The 26205-nt window shown below is 34.5% G+C and carries 16 protein-coding genes; 15 read left to right on the forward strand and 1 reads right to left on the reverse strand.

Translation table 11 applies throughout. The features are described 5' to 3' along the window. The first annotated feature begins 449 nt into the window (after nucleotides 1–449). The 9 genes from ATE84_RS06155 (at nucleotide 450) to ATE84_RS06190 (ending at nucleotide 18853) form a co-directional block, all read left to right on the forward strand. Entirely contained in the window at nucleotides 450–2138 is a 1689-nt protein-coding gene (locus ATE84_RS06155; protein ID WP_101446761.1) for a cellulase family glycosylhydrolase, read from the forward strand. A 395-nt stretch (nucleotides 2139–2533) separates the two neighbouring features. Further along, complete coding sequence (locus tag ATE84_RS06160) at nucleotides 2534–4957, forward strand: cellulase family glycosylhydrolase (RefSeq protein ID WP_101446762.1); 2424 nt, start codon at nucleotides 2534–2536, stop codon at nucleotides 4955–4957. A 325-nt stretch (nucleotides 4958–5282) separates the two neighbouring features. Next, nucleotides 5283–9176, forward strand: coding sequence for a T9SS type B sorting domain-containing protein (locus ATE84_RS06165; RefSeq protein ID WP_101446763.1), 3894 nt, complete (start codon nucleotides 5283–5285; stop codon nucleotides 9174–9176). Nucleotides 9177–9212: 36 nt separating this feature from the next. Next, nucleotides 9213–10208, forward strand: a complete 996-nt coding sequence (locus ATE84_RS06170) for a type IX secretion system membrane protein PorP/SprF (RefSeq protein ID WP_101446764.1) — start codon at nucleotides 9213–9215, stop codon at nucleotides 10206–10208. Nucleotides 10209–10387: 179 nt separating this feature from the next. Beyond that, nucleotides 10388–10519 carry a hypothetical protein gene (locus ATE84_RS26720; protein ID WP_255411988.1) on the forward strand — a complete coding sequence of 44 codons (132 nt, stop codon included), beginning with the start codon at nucleotides 10388–10390 and terminating at the stop codon, nucleotides 10517–10519. A 516-nt stretch (nucleotides 10520–11035) separates the two neighbouring features. Beyond that, a complete protein-coding gene (locus ATE84_RS06175) occupies nucleotides 11036–14215 on the forward strand; it encodes a discoidin domain-containing protein (RefSeq protein ID WP_101446765.1) in 3180 nt (1059 codons plus the stop codon). Between the two features lie 330 nt (nucleotides 14216–14545). Next, the gene (nrdG, locus tag ATE84_RS06180) at nucleotides 14546–15025 is read left to right on the forward strand and encodes an anaerobic ribonucleoside-triphosphate reductase activating protein (protein WP_233195750.1); all 480 of its coding nucleotides are present in this window, start codon (nucleotides 14546–14548) and stop codon (nucleotides 15023–15025) included. A 6-nt stretch (nucleotides 15026–15031) separates the two neighbouring features. After that, entirely contained in the window at nucleotides 15032–16912 is a 1881-nt protein-coding gene (gene nrdD, locus ATE84_RS06185) for an anaerobic ribonucleoside-triphosphate reductase (protein WP_101446767.1), read from the forward strand. Between the two features lie 147 nt (nucleotides 16913–17059). Next, nucleotides 17060–18853 (forward strand): hypothetical protein, encoded by a 1794-nt coding sequence (locus ATE84_RS06190; RefSeq protein ID WP_101450850.1) that lies wholly within the window; start codon nucleotides 17060–17062, stop codon nucleotides 18851–18853. A 23-nt stretch (nucleotides 18854–18876) separates the two neighbouring features. Here ATE84_RS06190 and ATE84_RS06195 read toward each other — a convergent pair whose 3' ends face one another. Then, nucleotides 18877–19326, reverse strand: a complete 450-nt coding sequence (locus ATE84_RS06195) for an Rrf2 family transcriptional regulator (protein WP_101446769.1) — start codon at nucleotides 19324–19326, stop codon at nucleotides 18877–18879. 102 nt (nucleotides 19327–19428) lie between these two features. Here ATE84_RS06195 and ATE84_RS06200 point away from each other — a divergent pair, with 102 nt between their 5' ends. The 6 genes from ATE84_RS06200 to ATE84_RS06225 all read left to right on the forward strand — a co-directional run bounded on the left by ATE84_RS06200 (nucleotide 19429) and on the right by ATE84_RS06225 (nucleotide 26192). Next, a complete protein-coding gene (locus ATE84_RS06200; RefSeq protein WP_143273582.1) occupies nucleotides 19429–19806 on the forward strand; it encodes a hypothetical protein in 378 nt (125 codons plus the stop codon). A gap of 98 nt (nucleotides 19807–19904) precedes the next feature. Continuing rightward, a complete protein-coding gene (locus ATE84_RS06205) occupies nucleotides 19905–21971 on the forward strand; it encodes a TonB-dependent receptor (RefSeq protein WP_233195751.1) in 2067 nt (688 codons plus the stop codon). Between the two features lie 24 nt (nucleotides 21972–21995). Next, nucleotides 21996–22844: a hypothetical protein gene (locus ATE84_RS06210; protein ID WP_101446773.1), complete on the forward strand. Its 849-nt coding sequence runs from the start codon at nucleotides 21996–21998 to the stop codon at nucleotides 22842–22844. 183 nt (nucleotides 22845–23027) lie between these two features. Then, complete coding sequence (gene nadA / locus ATE84_RS06215) at nucleotides 23028–23963, forward strand: quinolinate synthase NadA (protein WP_101446775.1); 936 nt, start codon at nucleotides 23028–23030, stop codon at nucleotides 23961–23963. A gap of 7 nt (nucleotides 23964–23970) precedes the next feature. Beyond that, nucleotides 23971–25557 (forward strand): L-aspartate oxidase, encoded by a 1587-nt coding sequence (gene nadB, locus ATE84_RS06220; protein WP_101450854.1) that lies wholly within the window; start codon nucleotides 23971–23973, stop codon nucleotides 25555–25557. 11 nt (nucleotides 25558–25568) lie between these two features. Continuing rightward, nucleotides 25569–26192, forward strand: coding sequence for a thioredoxin family protein (locus ATE84_RS06225; RefSeq protein WP_233195752.1), 624 nt, complete (start codon nucleotides 25569–25571; stop codon nucleotides 26190–26192). The last annotated feature ends 13 nt before the right edge of the window (nucleotides 26193–26205 follow it).

Genomic DNA, 26205 nt, shown 5'->3' on the forward strand with positions numbered 1-26205 from the left:
TATCAAATAACTATATAAAATCATTTCTGTGGATAGGCATATCCACAGATTTTTTTTCTTCTCTGAAAACAAAATAATTCAATTTTCCTTTTGGGTAATTTCACGTCAGAACTGGTATAATATCTGTTTTTCAAAGAACGTACTAGTTTAGATTTTACTTTTCGTTTTTGTTGTTCCGCAAAGTCGGGAGACTTTACGGGGGTCATCCTGAGTGTGTCGAAGGGCTCGATACACCATTCGTACTTCACGGCATTCCTTTAGACGGATTTTGGTTAAAATAAGGGTATGTTGGACAAAATCAAACATCATTTGGATAGTATTGAACATGATAAAAACTAAAATTTGGTTGCTTTGATTGTTCTATAAAATAAACTGATTTATAAAACTAAAATTCACGAACAGTTTACTTATAGGTAAAAAAAATAATCTTTTAACCAAAATTTTTAACCATGAAAAAATTATTTTCAAAAGTGCTTTTGTCAATGGTACTACTCTTATTCTTTTTTGGAAATGGGTATGCACAAGCGATAAAAAATGATGCTGTTTCTGCCAACGGCCAATTACAAGTTAAAGGCTTAAAATTATGTAATCAATATGGTAATCCAATTCAACTAAGAGGAATGAGTACCCATGGTATTCAATGGTATGGACAATGTGTTACCGACGCCTCCTTAGATGCTTTAGCAAATGATTGGGATGCCGATATTCTTCGTATTTCTCTTTATGTTCAAGAAGGAGGGTATGAAACAGATCCTGTTGGTTTTACTGCTAAAGTCGCAAAGATGATTAACATGGCAACTGATCGGGGTATGTATGCTCTGGTAGATTGGCACCAGTTAACTCCGGGTGACCCAAATTACAACACCGAGAATGCAAAAACCTTTTTTACAGACATTGCTACTCAATTCAAAGACTACAATAATATCATTTATGATATTTGTAACGAACCAAACGGAGTTCCATGGGCAAATGTTAAAAGGTATGCTGAAACTATGATTCCTTTTATTCGCAAGATTGATGCAGATGCACCAATATTAATTGGCACACATGGTTGGGGTTCACTAGGAGGTGATATGACTGGTACTAAGGAGATTGTAAATAACCCTGTGAATTTCTCAAATATCATGTATACCTTCCATTTTTATGCTGCTTCACATGGGCATTATTATGAAAGATTTGATTGGGCATCAGATAGGTTACCTCTATTTATTTCAGAATTTGGTACACAAACATTTAGTGGTGATGGTCCAAATGATTTTGATACGTCCAAAAAATATCTGGATTTATTTCGTAGAAAAAAGATCAGTTGGATAAATTGGAATTATTCTGATGATTCTCGATCTGGTGCCGTATGGAATGCAGGAACATGCACAAGCGGAAATTGGACTGATGCTAATTTAAAAGAAGCCGGAAAATGGATAAAAAAGAGAATATTACTTCCCGCAGATGATTTTCCAACTCAAACTAATAATATAGCCCTTGGTAAAACAGTTACCGCCTCATCTATAGAAACAGCAAATTTCCCAGCAAATTTTGCCGTTGATGGTAAGAATACTACTCGTTGGTCTAGCAGATATTCAGATCCACAATGGATTTCTATTGATCTGGGAGCAATTGCCAATATTAATCGGGTAGTCCTTAATTGGGAAGTAGCTTATGGAAAGGCTTATCGTATTGAAGTTTCAAATGATGGTACGACATGGAGATCTATATATTCAACATCAAATGGTGATGGAAGAGTAGATGACTTAAGTGTTTATGGAACAGGACGATATATTAGAATGCATGGTGCTGCCAGAGGAACTGCTTATGGGTATTCATTATATGAATTTGAAGTTTATGGTGCTTTTGCAAGAGGAACACTTAATAGTAAATCATTAAGCGCTATTGATGTAAAAGCATACCCAAATCCTTTTACAAATACTATTAACTATGCATTTAACTTGGCAGAGCGTACTCATGTAACAATGAAATTATTTTCTTTACAAGGAACTGAGGTCGATGTAATAATTGACAAAACGTTACCCGCCGGGAACCACAATCTTAAATATGATGGAACTTCGTTAAATAGTGGCATGTATATGTATAGAATGCAACTGGATAAAGGTAAGACCATGTATAACTATTTGATCAAATAGCATCCAAATAAGCTTCAAATAGTTAGCAAGAAAGCTGTCCATCCCTCAATGAGGCAGCTTTCTTTATTCCATTCTGGAATTTATAAATTATTGTTGCTTGTATACGCACTCTAAATGGCTGTTTTAGGAGTTTTTAGGTGTTGGTATAACAGCGAATTTGAGATAAAGGATTCGACATAAAATATCATGAACAATTTCATTACTTGATCACGTACTATTGTTTAAAATAAGGGTATGTTGGACAAAATCAAACATTATTTAGATAGTATTGAACATGATAAAAACTAAAATTTAGTTGCTTTGAATAACTATAAAGACGAACTGATTTATAAATAAAATTTGCAAACAGTTTACTTGTAGATAAAAAATTAATCTTTTAACCAAAATTTTTAACCATGAAAAAAATATTTCCAAAAGCTTTTTTATTAATAGTGTTACTCTTATTCTTTTGTGAGAATGGATATGCACAAACAATAAAAAATGATGCCGTTTCGACCAACGGCCAATTACAAGTTAAAGGCTTGAAATTATGTAATCAGTATGGTAACCCAATTCAATTAAGAGGAATGAGTACACACGGTATTCAATGGTTTGGGTCATGTTATACAGACGCTTCCTTAGATGTTTTAGCAAATGATTGGGATGCTGATGTTCTTCGTATTTCTCTTTATGTTCAAGAGGGGGGGTATGAAACAGATCCTGTTGGTTTTACTGCTAAAGTTGCAAAAATGATTAACATGGCAACTGATCGAGGCATGTATGCTGTGGTAGATTGGCACCAGTTAACTCCGGGTGACCCAAATGCAAATACCGAGAGTGCAAAAACCTTTTTTACAGACATAGCTACTCAATTCAAAGGCTACAATAATATCATTTATGATATTTGTAATGAACCAAATGGAGCTGATGTTACATGGCCAAAGATTAAAAAATATGCTGATACTATTATCCCTGTAATTCGCGCCATAGATGCAGATGCACCAATATTAATAGGAACACATGGTTGGGCCTCACTTGGTGTATCTATGGGACTAAGTTCTCAGGACATTTTAGATGACCCCTTGAATTTCTCAAATATCATGTATGCCTTCCATTTTTATGCTGCATCACACCAAGATGCATATTTAAAAGAAGTTGATTTGGCATCAGACAAGTTACCCATATTTGTTACAGAATTTGGCTCACAAAATTATAGTGGAGAAGGCCCAAATGATTTTACTATGACCGATAAATATCTGGATTTATTTCGTAGAAAAAAGATCAGTTGGATAAATTGGAATTATTCTGATGATTTTCGCTCTGGTGCCGTATGGAAACAAGGAACATGCAAAACTGGAAAATGGACAGATGCTAATTTAAAAGAAGCCGGAATAGAGATAAAAAAGAGAATATTATTTCCTGCAGATGATTTTCCAGTTGACATAGTAACTCCTCTTTTTGCCCCAAGTGATTTAACCGCAATAGCTATCTCAAAAAGCCAAATCGACATTAATTGGTTAGATAAATCCAATAATGAAGATTTATTTAGAATAGAACGTTCTGCAAATGGTACTAGTGGTTGGACATCTATTGCAACAACTACGGCAGATGCAACCTCATATTCTGATACCGGTCTTACTGCCAATACAACCTACTATTATAGAGTAAGAGCTGAGAATACAGCGGGTAATTCTAAGTATTCTAATACTGTTAATGCAACTACGTTGAAAGATGGAATTCCTCCTCCTTCTGGAGAGAATATAGCTCTTAATAAAACAGCCACTGCTTCATCACTAGAAGCACCAAGTTTCCCCGCTTCTTCTGCAGTCGATGGTAAAGGTGCTACGCGTTGGGCTTCTGTTGAAAAGGTTGATCCCCAGTGGATTTCTATTGATCTGGGAGCAAATGCTAAGATTGATCGTGTAGTGCTAAACTGGGAAGCAGCCTATGCAAAAGCTTATCGTATTGAAGTTTCAAACGATGGTACAGCGTGGACGTCTATATATTCTACATCAAATGGTGATGGTAAAATAGATGATTTGAATATCACAGGAACTGGGCGATATATCAGGATGTATGGAACAGCCAGAGGAACTACCTATGGGTATTCATTATATGAATTTGAAGTTTATGGTACTATTGGAGATATTCCTCCTCCTGGAGAGAATATAGCTCTTAATAAAACAGCCACTGCTTCATCTATAGAAACATCAAGTTTCCCCGCTTCTTTTGCAGTTGATGGTGATAATACTACGCGTTGGGCTTCTGTTGAAAAGGTTGATCCCCAATGGATTTCTATTGATTTGGGAGCAATTGCTAAGATTGATCGCGTAGTGCTTAATTGGGAAGCAGCGCATGCAACCACTTATAGTCTCGAAGTTTCAGATGATGGCACGACATGGACATCAATATATTCCACATCAAATGGTGATGGTAAGATAGATGATTTGAGTATTACCGGAAACGGGCGATATATCAGAATGCACGGAACAGTCAGAGGAACTCCTTATGGATATTCATTATATGAATTTGAAGTTTATGGTGCCTTTACAAGTGGAGCACTTAATAGTGTATACCCGTTAAGTGCTATTGATGTAAAAACATATCCAAATCCTTTTACTAATGATATTAATTATGCATTTGATTTAGCAGAACGTACTCATGTAACTTTGAAATTGTTTTCCTTAAAGGGAGCAGAGATCGATGTAATAATTGACAAAACTTTACCAGCTGGAAACCATATTCTTAAATATGATGGTACTTTGTTGAGTAGTGGTATTTATATATATAGAATGCAACTAGCTAAAGGTAAGGTCATGTATAACTATTTGATTAAATAGCACCCAAATAGTTATTAAGAAAGCTGTCTCTTAATGAGATGGCTTTCTTTTCTCTACTATAATCTGAAATTTTTTAGAGGATATTCAGGGTGAAAATTTGGACAACAAATATTTGGTCAATATATGTAGTATCCAAGATCAATATATGAATTTCAATTAAAGAAACACTTTTTAACGGTCGAAACCTTTGTGTCTGATCTGATTTTAAAGTGTCTAATGCTATTTGTTAATTCAGAATTCTTATCTGTACTCAAAACAAGCAATTGTTGAAGTAGTTTTTCGATTTTTTAGGACTTATAAAACTTAAATACAAACTCAAATCGTCGTGAACAAAAAAATACACCTAACTTCTCTGCTATTCACTATACTTTCTTTTAGTGCTTTATTTTCTCAAACAGTAGAATTAAGCACAGATGTGAATTCTAATACAATATGTAGAGGGAATGCTATTCAAGTTACAGTTGATGTAAACCCATCTTCGGTCGCTTATACGTACAATTGGAAAAACCTTACAACCAATCAGTTTATTAAAAGTGTAAATGGAGATGCAGGAACTTTTCATGTTTTTCAGAGTGCTGATCGTTTATTAGAAAATACAACTATTCAAGTAGAAGTATTTGGAAGTCCATCAGGAGTCGTATCGGGGACCATTGATATCATTGTTGTACAATCTTTAAACCCAGGGGCACAGGGAGATGTTTTGCTTTGCAATCTATCAGGAAGTATCGATTTATTTGATCGATTGAGAGGAACACCGGATCGTGGAGGAACCTGGAACCCACCTTTGGCAAATGGAGATAGAGGTACTTTTAACGTTGAAGTTGATGCACCCGGAGAATATAAATATATCCTTAAAGGAACTGTTCCATGCCCAAATAGTGAAGCTAGTGTGATGGTAAGAGAATGTAAGAACGATGATTTTGATAATGATGGAGTTATCAATGATATCGATCTTGATGATGATAATGATGGTATTTTGGATGCCGAGGAGAATGGAAGTTGTAATGCAGGAGGTCTTACCGAAACAAGACCTATTGTTGATATTGATTTTGGTCAAGGAAATTCAACTACAGACCCTAATGTTATTAGCCATACCTACACAGCAATCTATGCTCAAGATGGAGAGTACAATGTTGCCACTTCATTGGATATGTTTAACTCTGTGAGTTGGGACCCCGAATTTGCTTGCACCAATGATAACCCAATCCCTCATATTGATGGTAGTGGAGATATTGATGGACGCTATTTGATGGTAAATATTAAGGATAATTTTGTAAACAAGGCGCTGTACCGATTAGAAAACATTCCAATTGTTCAGGGTACTGATTATAATTTCAGAATTGATTTGGTGGGATTATGCAGTGATCCCGTTGCGTGTATTGATATTCCAATGTTGGATTTGGAACTTATTGATCAAGTGACCGGAGCGATCATTGGTTCTGAAACTTCCCAAGGTCTGGGGGTTGCAAATGATGATATCTGGAGACGGTTACTACTTAATTTTACAGCACCATCTTCAACTTTTTTGACTTTGATTATCAGAAATCAACAGCCCAACGGAGCCGATGGGAATGATGTAGGAATTGATAATATCCGATTTGCACCTTTGGAGTGTGATTTTGATCGTGATGAAGTGCCCAATTACTTGGATTTGGATAGTGATAATGATGGTATTTATGATTTGGTAGAAGCAGGGTTTGGAAACCTTGATGCTAATGGTGATGGAATTGTTGATGGTGCCATTGACCCATCGAATGGAGTTCCCGTAAATGCTACAGGAGGACTCACTCCTTTACCTCATTACTTGGATATAGATGCTGATGATGATGGTATTCAGGATAATATAGAAGGGCAGTCTACCGCAGGATATATTGCTCCTAGCGGTAATGATACAAACAGGAATGGAGTGGATGATGCATATGAGGCTGGAAATAAAATAGATCCAGTAGATACAGATAGTGACGGAACACCGGATTATTTGGATTTGAACTCTGATGATGATTGTTTAACAGATACAATAGAAGGATATGATCTTGATCAAAATGGAGTTGCTGATAGTATTCCTGCAGGTACTGATACTGATGATGATGGTTTGGATGACGCTTTCGACACTATAACATTAGATACATCAACTTCAATGATCAACGCCACAGATGATAGAGAACTCCCAACGGATTTTCCTGATTTTTATACTCCTGGAGGTGATGTCGATTTTAGAGAGGAATATGTAGCAATAGATGAAAAAGTAAATGTTCAAATCTGTACAAGAAATTCTACAACCATTAATCTTTTTGATAGTTTGGTAGATACTGCAATTATTGGCGGTGTTTGGTCTGGACCTGATATCTTGGTAGGTGGTCATCTGGGTACGTTTGATGCATTAACAAATACAGCAGGACAATACAGCTATACACTTCCAATAATTGACTCTTGCCCTAAACGTAAAGCAGAGGTAACCATAACAGTGATCCCAGATCCTGATGCTGGAGTAAGCACATCATTGAATTTGTGCGCAAGAGACGAAATAATTAATCTCATTGACAGCCTGGGGGCAACAGCTCAAACAGGAGGAACATGGACCGATCCTAGCGGAAATCCTTTTGGGATTAACGATCAGGGAAGTTTTAACCTTTCAACAGATTCTTCTGGCTTGTATACATATACAATAGGTATAGCACCATGTAACGATATAGCAACGGTAGACGTAATTATTGGAACGAGTGCAGATCCAGGAGATTCAGGTGCTGTATCGTTTTGTTCAACAGATGTAATAGTAAACTTATTTGATAGCTTGGCAGGGGCACCAAACACAGGAGGTATCTGGACTGATCCCAATGGAAATCCATTTGGGAGTGATCACCTGGGGACTATAGATCCAACAAATGCAACTACATTATCAGGAAATTATACATACACAGTTACAAGTGCAACATGTCCCGATTCATCATCAAGTATAATTGATGTGAGTATAGAAACAAGCCCCACATTGCTGCTTGATAGCACTTCTTGTTCATTTGATAATGCTACTTACAATGTGATTTTTACCACCAATGGCATCTGGGATATAACAACAGATCCACCAGGTGTTGGAACTATAGATATAACTGCTGGTACGATTACCGGAATTACTTTGGGAGTCGATATTACAGTGATTGCTAAAAACCCTGTAAATGTAGCATGCAAAACAACCTTAACAATTGCAGCACCAGATTGTAGTTGTCCTGATATAACAAAACCTATCAACCCTGGTAATGAAGTCATATGTGAAGGAACTCCAAACCCAATACTTTCTGTTCAGGTTTTGGCAGAACAAACTGCAAATTGGTATGCTCAGGATGGAACTCTGTTGGTTGCTAATGAAACAACTTATACCCCAACAGATACAACAATAGGTGATTATGTATACAGTGTAGAAGCTTTTGATACCACTACTGGTTGTTTTAGTGATCAGATTGAGGTGTTATTTAGCATTATACCTGTTCCCACAATAGAATTAGATTCTGAGGCTGTTATCTGTGTTGATGAATTGGGTGAACCATTGGATACAGGGAGTTTTCCAATCATAAATACATTCCTTAGTGAAGCAGATTATGCTTTTGTATGGAGTCTTAACGGAATCGAAATTGTTGGGGAGACCGGAGCTTCTGTACAAGCGATACGCCCAGGAACATATCGTGTAACATATACAAATATTGTTTTTGGTTGTTCCAATAGTGCAGAGATAAGTATTGAAGCTACTATTGGTCTGGAGAACATGAGTTTATCATTAACAAATGGAGCTTTTGCCGATAGTAATACTATTGTTGCATCTGTTATAGGTGATGGGGTTTACTCATATTCATTGGATAATGGATCTCCGCAAGAAAGTAATGTATTTACTAATGTAGCTCTTGGACTTCATACTGTTACCGTTTTTGATATCAATGGGTGTGGAACGCTTACAGATGAGATTTTTGTTATAGGTTTTCCAAAGTTTTTTACACCTAACAACGATGGTTTTAACGATACATGGAATGTTATAGGGGGTGCAGATCTGCCCGATATGAATATTTATATATATGATCGATTTGGGAAACTTTTGACACAAATACAAGGTGCTGGTCTTGGTTGGGACGGTACTTATAACAGTCGTAACCTACCTTCTTCAGATTATTGGTTTACAGCCAAACTGATTGATAGTTCAAAAATCTACCGTAGTCATTTTACATTGAAACGATAATAAATAACATCATTCATAATTAAGAAATAAAGATCGATGAGAAGTAAAAAAATAGCACTACTAGTAGTAATGACCTTATGTATAAAGATTATGATTGCGCAAGAAGGTTTGCCAATATATTCTGACTACCTCACAGATAATTATTATTTGATACATCCATCAATGGCAGGAGCATCAAACTGCTCTGAAGTACGATTGACTGGACGTAAAAACTGGGTAGGAGAAGAAGATTCGCCCGGGCTTTTTACAGTTGGTTACAATGCAAGAATTACAGAGAGTTCTTCTATAGGAACAACTGTATATCAGGATAAAAATGGTTTTCATTCGCAAACGGGAGCATACTTGACGTATGCGCATCATTTGATGTTTTCAAGAAGTGAAGTTGATTTAAATAGGTTATCCTTTGGATTGAGTGCAGGTACTATTCAATATCGATTGGATCAGAGCCGTTTTGTACCCAATGGAGATCCCATAATATCTAGTAATTCAATAAATACAAGTGCGTTTAATATTGATTTTGGGTTCTCTTATCATGTATATAACTTCTACATACACCTTACTGGAAAAAATTTACTAAAGAATTCAGGAATTAATAACGATATACAAATCACTAGTGATTTGAGACACTATTTGATGTCTGTAGGATATGTTATCGATAAACAAAACAGTGAATGGTCTTTTGAACCATCATTATTATTTTCTCATAGAAAAGGGATTGATCAATCTTCTATTGATTTTAATCTGAAAGCATATAAGGATATGTCTTTTGGAAAATTATGGGGAGGATTATCATATAGACGAAGTCTAGATGCTGTTAAGATTATTCAGGGTGCCGAATCCAGAAGTCAAAATTTGAATTATATCACACCTTTTTTGGGAGTTAATTATAATAAATTTATAGTAGCCTATACCTATTCATACCAATCGAATCCTATAGTATTTAATAATGGGGGGTTTCATCAAATTACATTAGGAATTGATTTTTCTTGTAGAGCCAAAAGATATGCTTGCTATTGCCCGGCTGTTAATTAAAAATTTCTGTTTATTATATCTAATACCCTTTCTTTCTCACAAAAACTAATCGAATACATCATCTTCCCGATACATTGTTTTGTGTCATCGGTAAATAAGTTAATGCTAATTTTGCGATACGTAGGGTTTGATTTTTATGTAAAAATGGAAACTATATCTGATTGTGCGTTAACGAATTTATGAAACTCATTACAATAAATTCTTCTACAGAGGTATTAAAAAATACAGACCTTCCTACTAGCAAAATAGCTATGAAAATTGGACTTGATGACCAACAATATTGTAGTGCAGTTTTTAAAGAAATAAAATAGTGTACATCTACTTACTATCGTGAAATTGAAAAGTATAATTTTTTAGAGAACAGTTTAGGCCTTTGACCTCAGTTCGATGTAAACAATAGTGTTTATTAAAGTGTCAATTCGAGTGGTTTTTCAGAATAAAATGGAGAAAAACTATATCGAGAATAGTGATTTTCTTATGTCGAATTTAGGTTTTTAATCATTTGTTGCTAATAATAATTAAACAAAATCGGTTTTTCATCTCTGAGTGAGATGAAGAGTTTTAAGCAGTAGTATACACTAATGTAAAATTTAAATAAAGAGTGTTATATAAAATACCTTCAACAATTTTTTCACTTGATCACATGCTATAGGTTAAAATAAAGCATATTGGACAAATTCAAACATCATTTGGATAGCATTGAACATGGTAGGAATTAAAATTTGGTTGCTTTGGTTAATTATTAAGACAAACTGATTTATAAAACTAAAACTCGCGAACAGTTTGCCTATAAATAAAAATAAATCTTTTAACCAAAATTTTTAACCATGAAAAAAATATTATCAAAAGTTTTTTTATCAATGGTGTTACTTCTATTTCTTTTTGGGAATGGATACGCACAAACAAATGATACCACACCTAAAAACAGAATAGCTATACCACCACCATACGACTATTCTGATAATGTCCCACATTCAGTTAATCATCCAGGTAGTGATAAAATACCGTTATCAAAAGTTCCTATGTTTGTATCTATAGGCTGGGATGATAACGCAATTTCTGGAGATCCTCTTAGTAAAAAATTAAAACCAGGTACCAAGGATAGTATACCGCGTCACAAAAATGGAGGGATGAAATGGATACTTGATTTTCTTGCAGGACTACAAAATCATGAAGGAGTTGGTAATAAAAGAACCTATGATGGCACATATGCCAAGAATACTTTTCTAAATACCTCACGCCCTATTACCGAATGGGTCTGGGAAGATTCCAAATATGTACGTAAAGCTTTGAGAAGAGCTATGGAAGAAGGGCACGAAGTAGGAAATCATACCCGTACACATTTAAAAAAACCTCTGAATGGTAAGACCATGACAGTAGATCAATGGAGAAAAGAAATCAAGGATTGTACTGATGATTTTAAGAAACCTTATCCAGAACAAGGTGTTGGTCTTACTCGCTTATTTGGATTTAGAGCCCCACGCTACGAATTTAATAACAATACCTATACTGTATTAAAAGAGCAGGGGATAATGTATGACTGCAGCGGTTATGGAGGCAGTAAAGAACATACTGTGGCAGATGGGAGACATTATTATTGGCCATATACTATGGATAATGGTCTGCCAGGAAAAAGAAATCTTAAACACCCTGGTATATGGAGAATGCCTAAACATGGTCTCATAGATTCAATAACAGGTAAGAAACGTTCATCTACTGATTATACTTTACTGAATGGTAAGAACGGGATGAATTATGATGAGTTTTTGGGAGCCTTAAAGCGTACGCTTGATGAGCGAATGAAAGGTAACAAGGCTCCATTTATATTTGGAGGACATACAGAAATATATACAGATGGAGCTGGTTTTCTTAACGATAAAAGCCCAACATCAGAAGCAGAAAGGAGAAAAGCTATTGAGAAATTTTTGATCTATGCCAATAAGTTTGATGATGTTAGAATTGTTAGTACCAAGCAAATCCTTGATTGGGTTCGTAATCCGGTAGCATTAGATGATTTGTCAGACAATCATGAGCCGCCTAATAATAGCCAAATGGAGGCTATTGATGCACCTGCAGCGCCTACTAATTTATCAGCAACGTCTAATTCTAATAGTCAGATTAATATCACCTGGACGGATAATTCTATAAATGAAAGTAAATTTATAGTAGAACGTTCTGCAGATGGAGCTAGTGGATGGAAAAATGTTGCTGAACTAAAAAAAGATGCAACGAACTATCTAGATACTGGTTTAACTGCGAATACCACTTATTATTACAGGGTAAAGGCCAAGAATTTTGGAGGAGATTCTAAGTATTCTAATACCGCTAATGTAACTACTCTTAGTCGTGGTACTGTCCCTGCAGCGCCAACCAGTCTAAAAACTGTCTCTGCTATAAGTACCCAGATTGAATTGAATTGGACAGATAATGCTAATAATGAAGATTCATTTAGAATAGAACGTTCTGCAAATGGCACTAGTGGTTGGACATCTGTTGGTACCACTGCTATAAATGTAAGTTCATATACCGATAAAGGCCTCTCATCTAATACGACCTACTACTATAGAGTAAGAGCCGAAAATACTATAGGAAACTCTACATATTCTAATACAGTTAATGGAACGACCACAGCAGGAAATATAGCCCTTGGTAAAACAGCCACTGCTTCATCTTTAGAGACACCAAGTTTCAAAGCTAATCTTGCTGTTGATGGGAAAGATACTACCCGTTGGGCTTCTAAAGAAAAAGTTGACCCTCAGTGGATTTCTATTGACTTAGGAGGCGTTGCCACTATTGAGCGGGTAGTTTTAAATTGGGAAGCTGCCTATGCAAAAAAGTATGAAATTAAAGTTTCAAACGATGGCACAACGTGGACAACACTATATGCTACATCGACTGGAGATGGAGGAATAGATGATCTAAGTATTTCTGGAACAGGACGATATATTAGAATGTATGGTACTGCCAGAGGAACTTCTTATGGGTACTCATTACATGAATTTGAAGTGTACGGTACTATTGGAGAAGGAACAGCTCCAAAAGCACCTACTAATTTATCAGCAACTGTTGTTTCAAAAAGCCAGATTGATTTAAGTTGGACAGATAATGCTAATGATGAAGATTTATTTAGAATAGAACGTTCGGCGAATGGTACTAGTGGTTGGACATCTGTTGGGACCACTACAGCAAATGCAACTTCATATTCTGATACCGGTCTTACTGCCAATACAACCTACCATTACAGAGTAAGAGCTGAGAGTGCGACTGGTAATTCTTCGTATTCGAATCCTGTTAATGCAACCACTTCGTCAGATGGAACTCCTTCTGTAGGGAATATAGCCCTTAAAAAAAGAGCTGTTGCGTCATCTTTAGAAACACGCAAGTTCCCAGCTTCTTATGCAGTTGATGGTGACAAAAATTCACGTTGGGCCTCTACAGAAAAACATGATCCTGAATGGATTTATGTTGATTTGGAAGGAGTTGCCACTATCGAGCGGGTAGTTCTAAATTGGGAAGCCGCTTATGCAAAAAAGTATCGTATTGAAGTTTCAAATGATGGCAATATATGGACATCAATATATGAAACATCGACTGGAGATGGAGGAATAGATGACTTAAATATTTCTGGAACTGGACGATATATTAGAATGTACGGCACGGCAAGAGGAACTCCTTATGGATATTCATTACATGAATTTGAAGTGTATGGTACCTATGGAAATAGAGCACAAAATAGGTCGGAGCTATTAAGTACTATAAAGGTAAAAACATATCCAAATCCTTTTACCAATGATATTAATTATGAATTTGATCTGAAAGAAAGAACTCATGTAACTTTGAAATTGTTTTCCTTAAAGGGAGCTGAGATCGATGTAATAATTGACAAAGTTCTACCAGCAGGAAACCACATTGTTAAATATGATGGGAGTTCCTTAAGTAGTGGTGTTTATATATATAAAATGCAACTAGATAAAGGAAAGACCATTTATAACTATTTGATCAAATAACCCCTTCATATACTCATATCAAATAGTTATTAAGAAAGCTGTCCACTCCTCAATGAGACAGCTTTCTTTAATTAAATTCGATACAATTTTCTGTCGAAAATCGCACTGACTGATGTAAATTATTATATCAGTCAGTGTTATTTGTATATAGAGTGGTTTATTCTAGAAGTGATTCTAGCAATAAATAACTCATTTCTTCAAGATGATGTAAATTCTCGAGTAAGGACTATTTGTCTACATTAGAAACTTAGTTTTCTTGTTGTTAATAACATTTTTAATAACTCATTTTTATTAATTTGAAATGAGAAGTTTCTATGCTTAATTTTATAAATGATAAAAAGGTCTTTTAATAGTGTAATGATGAATTTTTATGATTTTCATATAGTGCTTCAGGAAGTACCAGGGGAAATAAGTATATGTTTTAGTATTTCAGGGTGTCCTTTACGATGCAAAGGGTGTCATTCACCTTTTTTATGGAAAAAGGGGAGTGGAGAAAAATTAACTAAAAAAATATACAAGGATATACTCAATCAGTATTCTGGATTTGCTACCTGTGTTGTTTTTATGGGTGGAGAATGGCACAAAAAAGAATTGATAAACAACTTAAAACACGCTAAAGAGAAAGGATATAAAACCTGTTTGTATACAGGCTTAGAAAAAGTAGATGATAAAATCTTATCTCAATTAACCTGGATTAAAACCGGAAGATGGGATCAATCTCTTGGAGGACTAAATAGCGAAACCACCAATCAAGAATTTATAGAAGTAAAAACCAATAAGCGACTTAATTACTTATTTATTAAAAATTAAAAACTCATGATACGACTTTCAGATGATCAAATAGCAAATAAAATAGACTTTATAACTCATTATTTAGATTCTACCAATGCAGCAGACGGTTCTAAAGTAGATGCTAACGCCAATGTAACTTCAAAAAACATTGCAACAATGGAAGCAGAATTAAATAAAGATATTAATATACAGGTAAATAGGGCATTGGTAAAACAAAAAATAGCTGCTCTGTATGGCGATGATCTGGCAGAAGAATATATAAGGCAGATAGAGTCACATGAAATATATGTACATGATGAGACTTCACTAAAACCATATTGCGTTTCTATAAGTATGTATCCGTTCTTATTAGATGGACTTACAAAACTAGGAGGCGAAAGCAAAGCGCCAAAACATCTTGAGAGTTATTGTGGTGAGTTTGTTAACCTTGTCTTTGCAGTAAGTTCACAGTTTGCAGGAGCATTGGCGACCGTAGAGTTTTTGATGTATTTTGATCATTTTGCTGCTAAAGATCTTGGAGAAGATTATTTACAGACTCATGAAAAACGCATTGCAAATCATTTACAACATGTAGTTTATGCGGTTAATCAACCCGCCGCCGCAAGAGGGTATCAATCCGTATTTTGGAACATCTCACTATACGACGAAGCCTATTTTAATAGTATGTTTGGAGATTTTGTATTTCCCGATATGACCAAACCAAAATGGGAAAGTGTAAAAAAACTACAAGACTTCTTTATGAAATGGTTCAATAAAGAACGAAAAAGAGCCGTGCTTACTTTTCCTGTAGTTACTGCGGCAATGTTAGTGAAAAATGGAACTCCTGTCGATAGAGAATTTACCGAAATGTGCGCACAAGAACTTAGCGATGGAAATTCTTTTTTTATATACCAATCCGAAAACGCAGATAGTTTAGCATCTTGTTGTCGTTTACGAAATGAAATTAGTGATAACACCTTTAGCTATTCTTTGGGTGCTGGCGGAGTAGCAACAGGGTCGATTAATGTAATCACTCTTAATATGAACCGGTTGATTCAAAAAAAGGCTGATATGGTTGAAGAAGTGCAAAAAGTTCATAAATATCAGGTTGCCTATAGAACACTTATAGACGAATATAATGAAGCGGGATTATTGCCTGTTTATCAAGCGGGTTTTATCGCATTGGACAAACAATTTTTAACAGTGGGTATTAACGGTATGGTAGAAGCTGCCGAAAGTCAGGGGATTGAAGCAAGCAATAACACAGCATATAAGAACTTTGTAAATAGATACCTAAAAGCAATTTACCAGGAAAACAGGGCAGCAAAAGAAAAATACGGATATATGTTTAACACAGAATTCGTTCCTGCTGAAAATCTAGGGATAAAAAATGCAAAATGGGATAAAGAAGATGGACTATTTGTACCTAGAGATTGCTATAATTCATATTTCTATGCGGTCGAAGACAATAAAGTAAATGCTCTGGATAAAATAATGTTACACGGTAAAGAGATTATACAATATCTGGACGGAGGTTCTGCACTACACCTTAATCTCGAAGAAGCACCGAACAAAGACGGGTTTATAAAACTAATTCATGCAACGGCCGCTGCAGGATGTAACTATTTCTGTTTTAATATAAAAATTACAATATGCAATGAATGTTCACATATAGATAAGCGCACTATGTCTATGTGTGGTGATTGCGGTTCTAAGAATGTAGATCATGCTACCCGAGTAATAGGATATTTAAAACGAGTATCTAATTTTAGCTCTGGCCGACAGGGTGAACATCAATTAAGACATTACCATACGCAGCCTGAAAAACCTAATTTGGCAAATAAAAGAATTGAAATTTTGACAGAAAATCAACCCGAATACCAGATTGATGATCATGCCCAAAACTTAGAAGTTATTAAAACATGATAATTGTCATATTTAGTTCTGTTTCCATTCGTGATTTTTGACAGCTGCATATGTGTTAATGTATGTTGAGAAAATTAGGATGATTATGGTATTATATCATAGTGAACTAATACATAACTAAACCAGTACAAAACTTAATTCATTATGATGAAATTACATTCATTTCATATTCCTGTAATGGGAATAGGTTTTACTATTGATACTCCATTAAAAGTTTCTCATCTAGGAATAGATTCTGTTATTTCATTAGTCGATGATATTCTATTAGAAAAACTAAGAAAGATGTATTGTGATACATTCGAAATGCCATATAATGAAATCACAGAAAGCATAGAAGATTTTAGGGCAAAGAGGATTACTTCTTACCTTAATTTGATGAATGATCTGGCAGAAGAAAAGTTTAATCAACTTAAAAGTATTACAACAGAATGTAGTAATGAATTGAAGCAATATTTCAATATTTTACCCGACACATCCTCATTAAAACAACGATTTAAAAATCTTACATCCAATGATTTTAATTTTAATGGGATCAAAGATTTAATAGAATCAAATTTATCAATGGGTAGTATTGATGTTAATATTATGACCAAAGTTGATAAAGAAAATTATCAAAAAAAAGAAAAACTACCTTCTAAGTATAATGATGCACATGCAGCACTTAGAGGATATGCTAATAGTGATTTATCATCATCAGTAATACTTTCTGCTGGGATGAACCCCAGACTGTATAGCTATATGGAAGAGTTTGAAGATTTTTATCCAAACGAGAACGGAGAAATAAAAAAGAAAATAGTTTTAAAAGTAAGTGATTATAGATCTGCGTTAATACAAGGAAAGTTTTTGGCCAAAAAAGGGTTATGGGTTTCAGAATATAGAATCGAATCCGGACTTAATTGCGGTGGACATGCATTTGCAACAGATGGGTACCTTATGGGGCCAATACTAGCTCAGTTTAGAGATCAGAAAGAAGAATTGATTTCTGAAACACATAAAATCATAACAGAAGTATTATCTCGTAAAAATCGATATACTCCTCAATCTCCTTTACCGATTAAAATCACTGCCCAAGGTGGGGTAGGTACAGCAGAAGAACACCAGTTTTTACTAGACCATTACAAAGTAGATTCTGTAGGGTGGGGAACTCCGTTTCTTTTAGTGCCAGAAGCAACAACAGTAGATAATGCTACATTAGATAAATTAGTAAAGGCCAAAGAAGATGATTTATATTTAAGTGATATCTCACCATTGGGGATACCATTTAATAGCCTTAAAGGAAACACAAAAGATCAGGAAAAGTTAACTTTAATAGAAAAGGACAGGCCTGGTAGCTCATGCCCTAAAAAATTTGTTGCACTAAACAAAGAATTTACAGAAAAAGGGATATGTACAGCATCACGACAATATCAACATGTAAAGATTAAGGAGTTAGATAAAAAGGGGCTTTCTAAAGAAGACTACCAAAGAGAATTTAACCAAATTGTAGAAAAATCATGTACTTGTGTTGGTCTTGGGACTTCTGCACTATTAAAGTACAACCTAGATACTAAAGTTGAAGGAGAAGGAGTTTCTATATGCCCTGGGCCAAATATGGCTTATTTCTCTAAACTTATGAGTTTAAAAGAAATTACAAGTCATATTTATGGAGAGTCTGACGAGGTTGTACGAGCAGATCGTCCTAATATGTTTATAAATGAGCTTACTATCTATATTGATTTTTTAAAAAATAAGCTTGAAGAAACAAAGCATTCTATAAATGATAAACAAAAACGATATTTATCGACGTTTGTCAAAAATCTAAAAGAAGGAGTTTCTTATTATGAAAATATCTTTAGTGATATAAAAATCGCTTTCGAAAATTCTAAATCACAAATATTAAATGACTTAGATAAAGGAAGAACGACTTTAAACAAAATAAACTCAGAAATTGATGATTTGTAAATAGCACTCTGGTAGAAAAACTATTATTTCAAATCAAACCCCTTTAAAGAAATTACAGTTCCTTCTATTTCAATTTCTTCAACAAGTTTTGAAATCGTTTTATCTCTAAATTCATTCAATATTTTTTTCTTGAAAGGAGATACAGTAAAATGTACAGGACAGGGGTTTTTATCACTACATTTTGATAACCCAAGAAAACATTTGTCAAATTTATGAGTGCCGTCAATACAACAGATGACATCCCAAATCGATTTCTCTTTATTGTTTTTATCCAGAAAAAAACCTCCCCCGGGACCTTTAGTCGAGGAAACCAGCTTATTTGAGGTCAATTGCCTTAATAATTTGGCTAAAAAAGGTTGAGGAGTTTCTAAGTCTTCAGCAATTTTTTTTACACCTATTTTGTTAGTCTCATCAGAGTGTATTGCCAGATAAAGTATAGCCCTTATAGCATATTTACAAGCATTAGATAGCATAATAGCACTTTTTTTTAATCAAATATAATAAAAAAGATCGTTTTGTCTTTTTTGTGACTTTTATCATGTTTTTTTTATGGTAATTGAGACTATATTTGCCGTATGAAAAGTACGGTAATATTGTTTGTTGCTTTCCTTATGCTTATAAAGCCTCTTTGGCCTATAGGAGAGTATATTATGAACTATGATTACATCGTAAAAAATCTGTGTGAAAATAAAGACAGGCCTCGATTAAAATGTAATGGTAAATGTTATCTGGTAAAACAATTAGCCAAACAATCAGAAGAAACAAATACCAATCCGTTCAAAAAAGAGCAATCCAAAAATAAAACTCAAGAAATCGTCTTTTTTCAACTGTTATTTCAGTTTGATTTAAAAAAAGAACCTGAAAACACATTAGAGAACAATTATAAAACTACTTCAGAAATTATTTCTAAGTTACTTATTACAGATCTTTCTCCACCTCCAAAGTTTGGATAGTTCAATATAAGTGTATTTGTTTTTGAAGGTATACCATACCTATAAAAACCGCTACACAAACTTATTTATATGTTGAATTATTTATAAAATATACTTTAATGAAAACCAGTATTAGGGTGACCTCTTTGTATAAGATATTGAGGGCACCGTTTAAAAGGGTAAATACCCTATGGTATATCCTGCTTTTTCAAATTATCCCCTGTTGGATTAGTGCTCAGGAAGAAATCCCTAATAAAGAGGCAGATAGTATTATGTCTGTCAATTTAGAAGAAGTGATTTTGATATCTGCAAGGAAAGAATTGGATTATCAAAAACAACCTAAACCATTATCCTCGTTGGATGAATACCTAGAGCTTTCGCAAAAAGTGGGTATGATAAAACGAGGAGCCTATGCCTGGGAACCTGCACTAAATAATATGACATCAGAAAGGCTCTCGGTTACTATAGATGGGATGCGAATCTTTGGTGCATGTACTGATAAAATGGATCCTATAACCTCGTATGTAGATGTGTCTAATCTAGCCAAAGCACATGTTGCATCTGGACAACAAGGATCAGAATACGGAAACTGTATAGGAGGCGCAATAGATCTGGAGTTGGATAAAAGTAATTTTAGAGAAACAGGATTTAAAGCAAGTTTAGAAGACGGATTTGAAACCAATAACCAATTAGTGGTTTTAGGAGCAGAAGCGAATTATTCAAATTCTGATTTTTATGTAGATGGAGATATCATTTATCGCAAAGCGGAAAATTATACTGCAGGAAACGGCGAGGAAATTAATTTTTCTCAATACACAAAGTATAACATTTCTGTAAACGGAGGGTATAAGATTGATGAGGATAGAGCACTCACAGCAACTGCAATTTATGATGAGGCACGAGATGTAGGGTATCCTGCCTTACCCATGGATGTTTCTTTGGCACGTGCAATTATTGCATCTGTTGGTTTTGAACAAAGTACTATTGGTGTGTTTAGCGATTGGAAGTCTAAAGTGTACTTTAATAAAGTTACTCATGTGATGGATGATTCTAAAAGACCAGATGTACCTATTCGAATGGATATGCCGGGATGGAGTGATACATATGGGTTTTTCTCTGAAGTGAATCTAAAAACCAAAAAACAACACTTTTTGATGAAATGGGATGGGTTTTATAATAAGTCTCTTGCAGAAATGACAATGTACCCAAATAACCCCAATGAGAACCCCATGTTTATGCTTACTTGGCCCGATGTACGAACTTGGAATACAGGTTTATATGCAGAAGATAAGATGAGCTTTAAAAAAAGTTCTTTAAAACTATCTGCAAGATTAGCAGTGCAAAATAATAATGTAGCTGATGAATTTGGACTTAATAGTCTCAGAATCTTTTATCCAGATATGGAAGAATCTAAAACAAGGTTTCTTAAAAGTGCTTCGCTTCAATATCATAAACATTTAGAACCCATTCACATCAATGCAGGACTATCCTATGGAGAACGTGCACCATCGGTATCAGAAGGGTATGGATTTTATCTTTTTAATAGTTTTGATAATCACGATTATATTGGTGATCCAAACCTAAAAAATGAACAATCTATAGAGGCTAATGCTAAAATTTCTTTAGAAAAATCGAAACTAAAAATTGCTCTGGAAGGAAATGTTTTTCGAATGCCAAATTACATTATTGGAGAGGTAAATGAATCGCTAAGTACTATGACAATTGGGGCAGATGGAGTAAAAATATACGAAAATCTAGAGTATGCTGATTTGATTAATGTGTCTTTGAGTACAGAATACAAAATCCTACCAGAACTTGCATGGTCTGCTTCAGTATCCTACCATCAGGGAAAAGATGATACCGATCGTAATTTGCCTTTTATAAGTCCTGTATCATATCGGTCTGGTATTAAATATAATAAGAACAGTTTTTCAGGAGAAGTTACCATGAAAGGTGCTGGAGATCAAACAAATTTTAATCCAGAATTTGGTGAAGATAAAACATCAGCTTATACCATTTTTTCGCTAACTCTGGGAAAAACCTTTTATATAGCTAACGATGTGGTATACGCCAAGGCAGGTGTAGAAAACATTTTTGATGAATACTATTCAACGTATGCAGATTGGAAAAATGTTCCTAGAATGGGACGCAATTTCTTCATTACACTTTCATATAAAATCAATTAAAAAAACATAATTAAAAATAAACAAATGAAAACCATAAAATTAATTTTTACAGCAATCATTCTTTCAACCATTTTTGTCTCATGTAGTTCTGATGATGATGAAATGATATTAAATCCTATGGATGGATTTAATATAGTAACCTCTTTTGATGCGAACAATCATTCTATCGAACTATATTCTAAGAAAAACGATTTTAGCATAGGATATAATGAGGTACACTTACGTATTAAAGATATGGCAACAAAAAGTTATATTTCTCAATCCGAAATTTCTTGGATGCCTGTTATGCATATGACACAAATGAAACATTCTTGCCCAAAATCTACTCTGACTGTTACCGAAGATAAGACGGTTTCTAAAGGATTCTTGGTTTTTCAAATGCCAGGTAATACAGATGAATATTGGGATCTTATTATTACCTATACAATTAATGGAGAAGAATTTACGGCCAAAAACACTATAGATGTAATATCACCTAAAGATGGTAAACAAAAAGTAAGCACATTCAAGGGTAGTGATGGTACTCGCTATATTTTGACTATGACCGGACCAGTAGAGCCAAAAGTTGCAGTAAATGATTTTAATGCAATGCTTTTTAAAATGGAAAATATGATGACTTTTCCTGTAGTAGAAAACTATAAAATTACAGTAGATCCTCGCATGCCTGGCATGGGTAATCATAGTTCGCCAAACAATGAAGATTTGAGCTATGATGCAGCATCAAAAATGTACAAAGGAAAATTGTCTCTTACCATGACAGGATATTGGAAGATTAACCTAAAATTATTAAACGAATCTCAAGAAGTACTAAAAGGAGAAGACGTTACCACAGATAACGTGGAAAGTAGTTTGTTTTTTGAAATTGAGTTTTAAAATTCCTCTTTTCTTTTTTGAAAGGCCACTCGAAAGAGAGGCCTTTTTTTATGGGAGTAGAATGAATTTTGAAATGAGTTCTTTTATTAAAAATTATAAAAAAGACTTTTTTATCTTTAATTATGATTTTTGTCATAGTATTCACATTCAAAGACCTCTATTTTTCGCGATGTAATGAATACTATGATAAAAGTGGAGCTAAAAGAAAAAATAAATAACATAAAGAAAGAGAAAAATGCTGTAATCCTTGCACATTATTATCAACGGCCAGAAATACAGGAGGTTGCTGATTATGTGGGGGATAGTTTAGGATTATCTCAAAAAGCAGCAGAAATTGATGCAGATATTATTGTCTTTGCAGGTGTGCACTTTATGGCAGAGACTGCAAAAATTCTTAATCCATCAAAAAAAGTAGTATTGCCAGATTTAACTGCCGGGTGTTCATTAGCAGATTCGTGTCCCCCTGATGCATTTGGTTCTTTTGTAAGATCACACCCTAATCATGTTGTGATTACTTATATCAATTGTTCGGCAGAAATTAAAGCAATGAGTGATTTGGTTTGTACCTCTTCTAATGCGCTTAAAATTGTAGAATCAGTACCAAAGGATACACCTATCATTTTTGCTCCGGATAAAAACCTGGGTAAATACATCATAAAACAAACCGGTAGAGACATGATACTTTGGGACGGTAGTTGCATAGTACATGAAGCATTTTGCATTGATAAATTGCTGGATTTATATCAAGATAATCCAGGGTCGGTGATTATAGCGCATCCTGAATCTGAAGAACATATTTTGAAAACCGCAAAGTATGTAGGTTCTACTGCCGGGATGATAAATTATGTAAAAGAACATCCAAAAGAGAAATTTATAGTAGCTACTGAAGCAGGTATTTTACATGAAATGAAAAAAGAAGTACCCAATACAGTATTGATTCCGGCTCCAGCCGAGGAGGATAATACTTGTGCTTGTAGTGAGTGTAGTTATATGAAAGTAAATACACTTCAGAAATTATATGACTGTCTACTTAATGAAACTCCCGAAATAAATGTAGCAGAAGATATAAGAAAAAAAGCTTTAACTCCTATTGTACGAATGTTAGACCTCTCTAAATAAAAGAATGATGATATCTGTAGATTATTTAGTAATTGGATCAGGTGCTGCCGGATTAACTTTTGCAGTTAAAATAGCAGAAAAATTTAAAAACAAAAGGGTTTGTATCGTAACAAAAGCCGATGATGACGAATCTAATACAAAATATGCCCAGGGAGGAGTAGCAGTGGTATTAGATGCCGAAGAAGACTCTTTTCAAAAACATATACAAGATACTTTGATTGCTGGTGATGGTTTGTGCGATTCTGCAGTCGTTAAAATGGTGGTTAAAGAAGGCCCAAAAAGACTTAATGATTTAATACAATGGGGAGCTAATTTTGATTTAGATTATAACGGAAATTTAGATCTAGGTAAAGAAGGAGGACACTCAGAATATCGTATTGTTCATCATAAAGATATTACAGGTCGCGAAATAGAAACTGCATTACTAAATCGTATTCATCAATTGCCTAACGTTAATATATTAAGTCATCATTTTGCAATTGATCTAATTACAGAACATCAATTGCAAATACAAGATCGTGAACATATTTCTTGTTATGGAGTCTATACTCTGAATCAAAAAACTGGAGAAATAAAAACGATAAAAGCCACCGTTACATTGTTAGCAACAGGAGGTATTGGTAAAGTATACGGTCATACTACTAATCCTGTTATTGCAACTGGTGATGGAATTGCAATGGCCTATAGGGCAAAAGCAAGAATTAGAGATATGGAGTTTGTTCAGTTTCATCCAACAGCATTATATGAAGATAACGATGGACAATCTTTCCTGATTTCTGAAGCAGTAAGAGGTTTTGGAGCCTATCTAAGAAATAAAAACGGTCATAGGTTTATGCTGGATTATGATGAAAGAGGAGAACTTGCTTCACGAGATATTGTTTCAAAAAGTATAGATAACGAGCTTAAAAAATCAGGAGATTCTAGTGTCTATTTAGACTGTACTCATCTTCAGATAAATGATTTTAAAAAACACTTCCCTACAATTTATAAAAAATGCATGGCCAATCATATCGACATAGAAAAAGATTGGATTCCGGTAGTTCCGGCATCACATTATTTATGTGGTGGTATTGAGGTTAATAAAGATGGTATGACATCTATTCAAAATTTATTTGCCTGTGGAGAATGTTCGAGAACAGGTTTACATGGAGCAAACCGGTTAGCTTCAAACTCTTTACTAGAAGCCTTGGTATATGCGCATAATAGTTACCAATACCTTTGTTCTAATGTTGTACAATCGGTTTCATTAGCAATTCCCGATTGGAATGATCAGGGAACTCATGTTAATAAAGAACACATCATCATAAAACATAATACCAGACAATTACAAGCCTTGATGAGAGACTATGTTGGTATTGTGCGTAGTAATCACCGTTTGACAAAAGCTAAAGAACATTTAGATGTAATGTATAGAGAAGTAGAAGAATTATATAAGGATTCGAAGGTAAATACGTCATTATGCGAATTACGAAACATGATTAATATTGCGCATTTGATTATCGGACAATCTTTAGAAAGAAAAGAAAATAAAGGAGGATATTTTAATATAGATAATAGTACTTCTCCAGAAATTTTAGAAATACAGAACCCTTAATATAGTATGATATGATGAATGAAATAATTAAAGAAAGTATAGCCAAAGGGATTTCTTATGTGGCATATGTCGAACTAATAAATCGCTTTGTTGCAGAAGAAAAAACGACAGGAGCAGAACAGACGAAACAACGGATTGATTTTACTAAGTTAAATGCGAGTAGAATGCGAAGACTTGATAAAACTCTTATAGTACCAGAGCAATCCAAACAAGTTTTTCTGGATCTGAAAGAAAAGCAAACCTGGTTTGTTCTTATAGAAAGTTGGTGTGCCGATGGCGCACAGACTATTCCTATCTTAAATAAAATAGCAGAAGCTTCACCTGCTATTGATTTAAAAGTTTTGTTACGAGATGACAACCCTGAAGTTATGGATCTTTTTTTGACAAATGGAACGCGCTCTATACCTAAACTCATAATTGTAGATAATGATGGTAATGTATTAAATACATGGGGGCCAAGGTCACAAGCAGCAACAAACCTGGTTCTGGCTTATAAAAAGGAAAATGGAAAAATAGATGATTCTTTTAAAAAGTTTCTTCAAGTATGGTATAATAAAAACAAAGGAGAAGCTATTGTTGAAGATCTTGTGAAAGTAGTTGAAGATTCACTTACGCTGGAAAAAGATTTTGATTGAATAATGTTACCTA

Source organism: Aquimarina sp. MAR_2010_214, assembly GCF_002846555.1.
GTDB lineage: Bacteria > Bacteroidota > Bacteroidia > Flavobacteriales > Flavobacteriaceae > Aquimarina.

What these genes read in the sequence shown, in the direction of transcription:
- ATE84_RS06160 (WP_101446762.1), top strand. Translation starts at nt 2,534, where the DNA reads ATGAAAAAAATATTTCCAAAAGCTTTTTTATTAATAGTGTTACTCTTA.
- nadA (WP_101446775.1), top strand. Translation starts at nt 23,028, where the DNA reads ATGATAAAAGTGGAGCTAAAAGAAAAAATAAATAACATAAAGAAAGAG.
- nadB (WP_101450854.1), top strand. Translation starts at nt 23,971, where the DNA reads ATGATATCTGTAGATTATTTAGTAATTGGATCAGGTGCTGCCGGATTA.
- ATE84_RS06155 (WP_101446761.1), top strand. Translation starts at nt 450, where the DNA reads ATGAAAAAATTATTTTCAAAAGTGCTTTTGTCAATGGTACTACTCTTA.
- ATE84_RS06200 (WP_143273582.1), top strand. Translation starts at nt 19,429, where the DNA reads ATGAAAAGTACGGTAATATTGTTTGTTGCTTTCCTTATGCTTATAAAG.
- ATE84_RS06210 (WP_101446773.1), top strand. Translation starts at nt 21,996, where the DNA reads ATGAAAACCATAAAATTAATTTTTACAGCAATCATTCTTTCAACCATT.
- ATE84_RS06175 (WP_101446765.1), top strand. Translation starts at nt 11,036, where the DNA reads ATGAAAAAAATATTATCAAAAGTTTTTTTATCAATGGTGTTACTTCTA.
- ATE84_RS06225 (WP_233195752.1), top strand. Translation starts at nt 25,569, where the DNA reads ATGATGAATGAAATAATTAAAGAAAGTATAGCCAAAGGGATTTCTTAT.
- ATE84_RS06195 (WP_101446769.1), bottom strand. Translation starts at nt 19,326, where the DNA reads ATGCTATCTAATGCTTGTAAATATGCTATAAGGGCTATACTTTATCTG.
- nrdD (WP_101446767.1), top strand. Translation starts at nt 15,032, where the DNA reads ATGATACGACTTTCAGATGATCAAATAGCAAATAAAATAGACTTTATA.
- nrdG (WP_233195750.1), top strand. Translation starts at nt 14,546, where the DNA reads ATGATAAAAAGGTCTTTTAATAGTGTAATGATGAATTTTTATGATTTT.
- ATE84_RS06190 (WP_101450850.1), top strand. Translation starts at nt 17,060, where the DNA reads ATGAAATTACATTCATTTCATATTCCTGTAATGGGAATAGGTTTTACT.
- ATE84_RS06205 (WP_233195751.1), top strand. Translation starts at nt 19,905, where the DNA reads ATGAAAACCAGTATTAGGGTGACCTCTTTGTATAAGATATTGAGGGCA.
- ATE84_RS26720 (WP_255411988.1), top strand. Translation starts at nt 10,388, where the DNA reads ATGAAACTCATTACAATAAATTCTTCTACAGAGGTATTAAAAAATACA.
- ATE84_RS06170 (WP_101446764.1), top strand. Translation starts at nt 9,213, where the DNA reads ATGAGAAGTAAAAAAATAGCACTACTAGTAGTAATGACCTTATGTATA.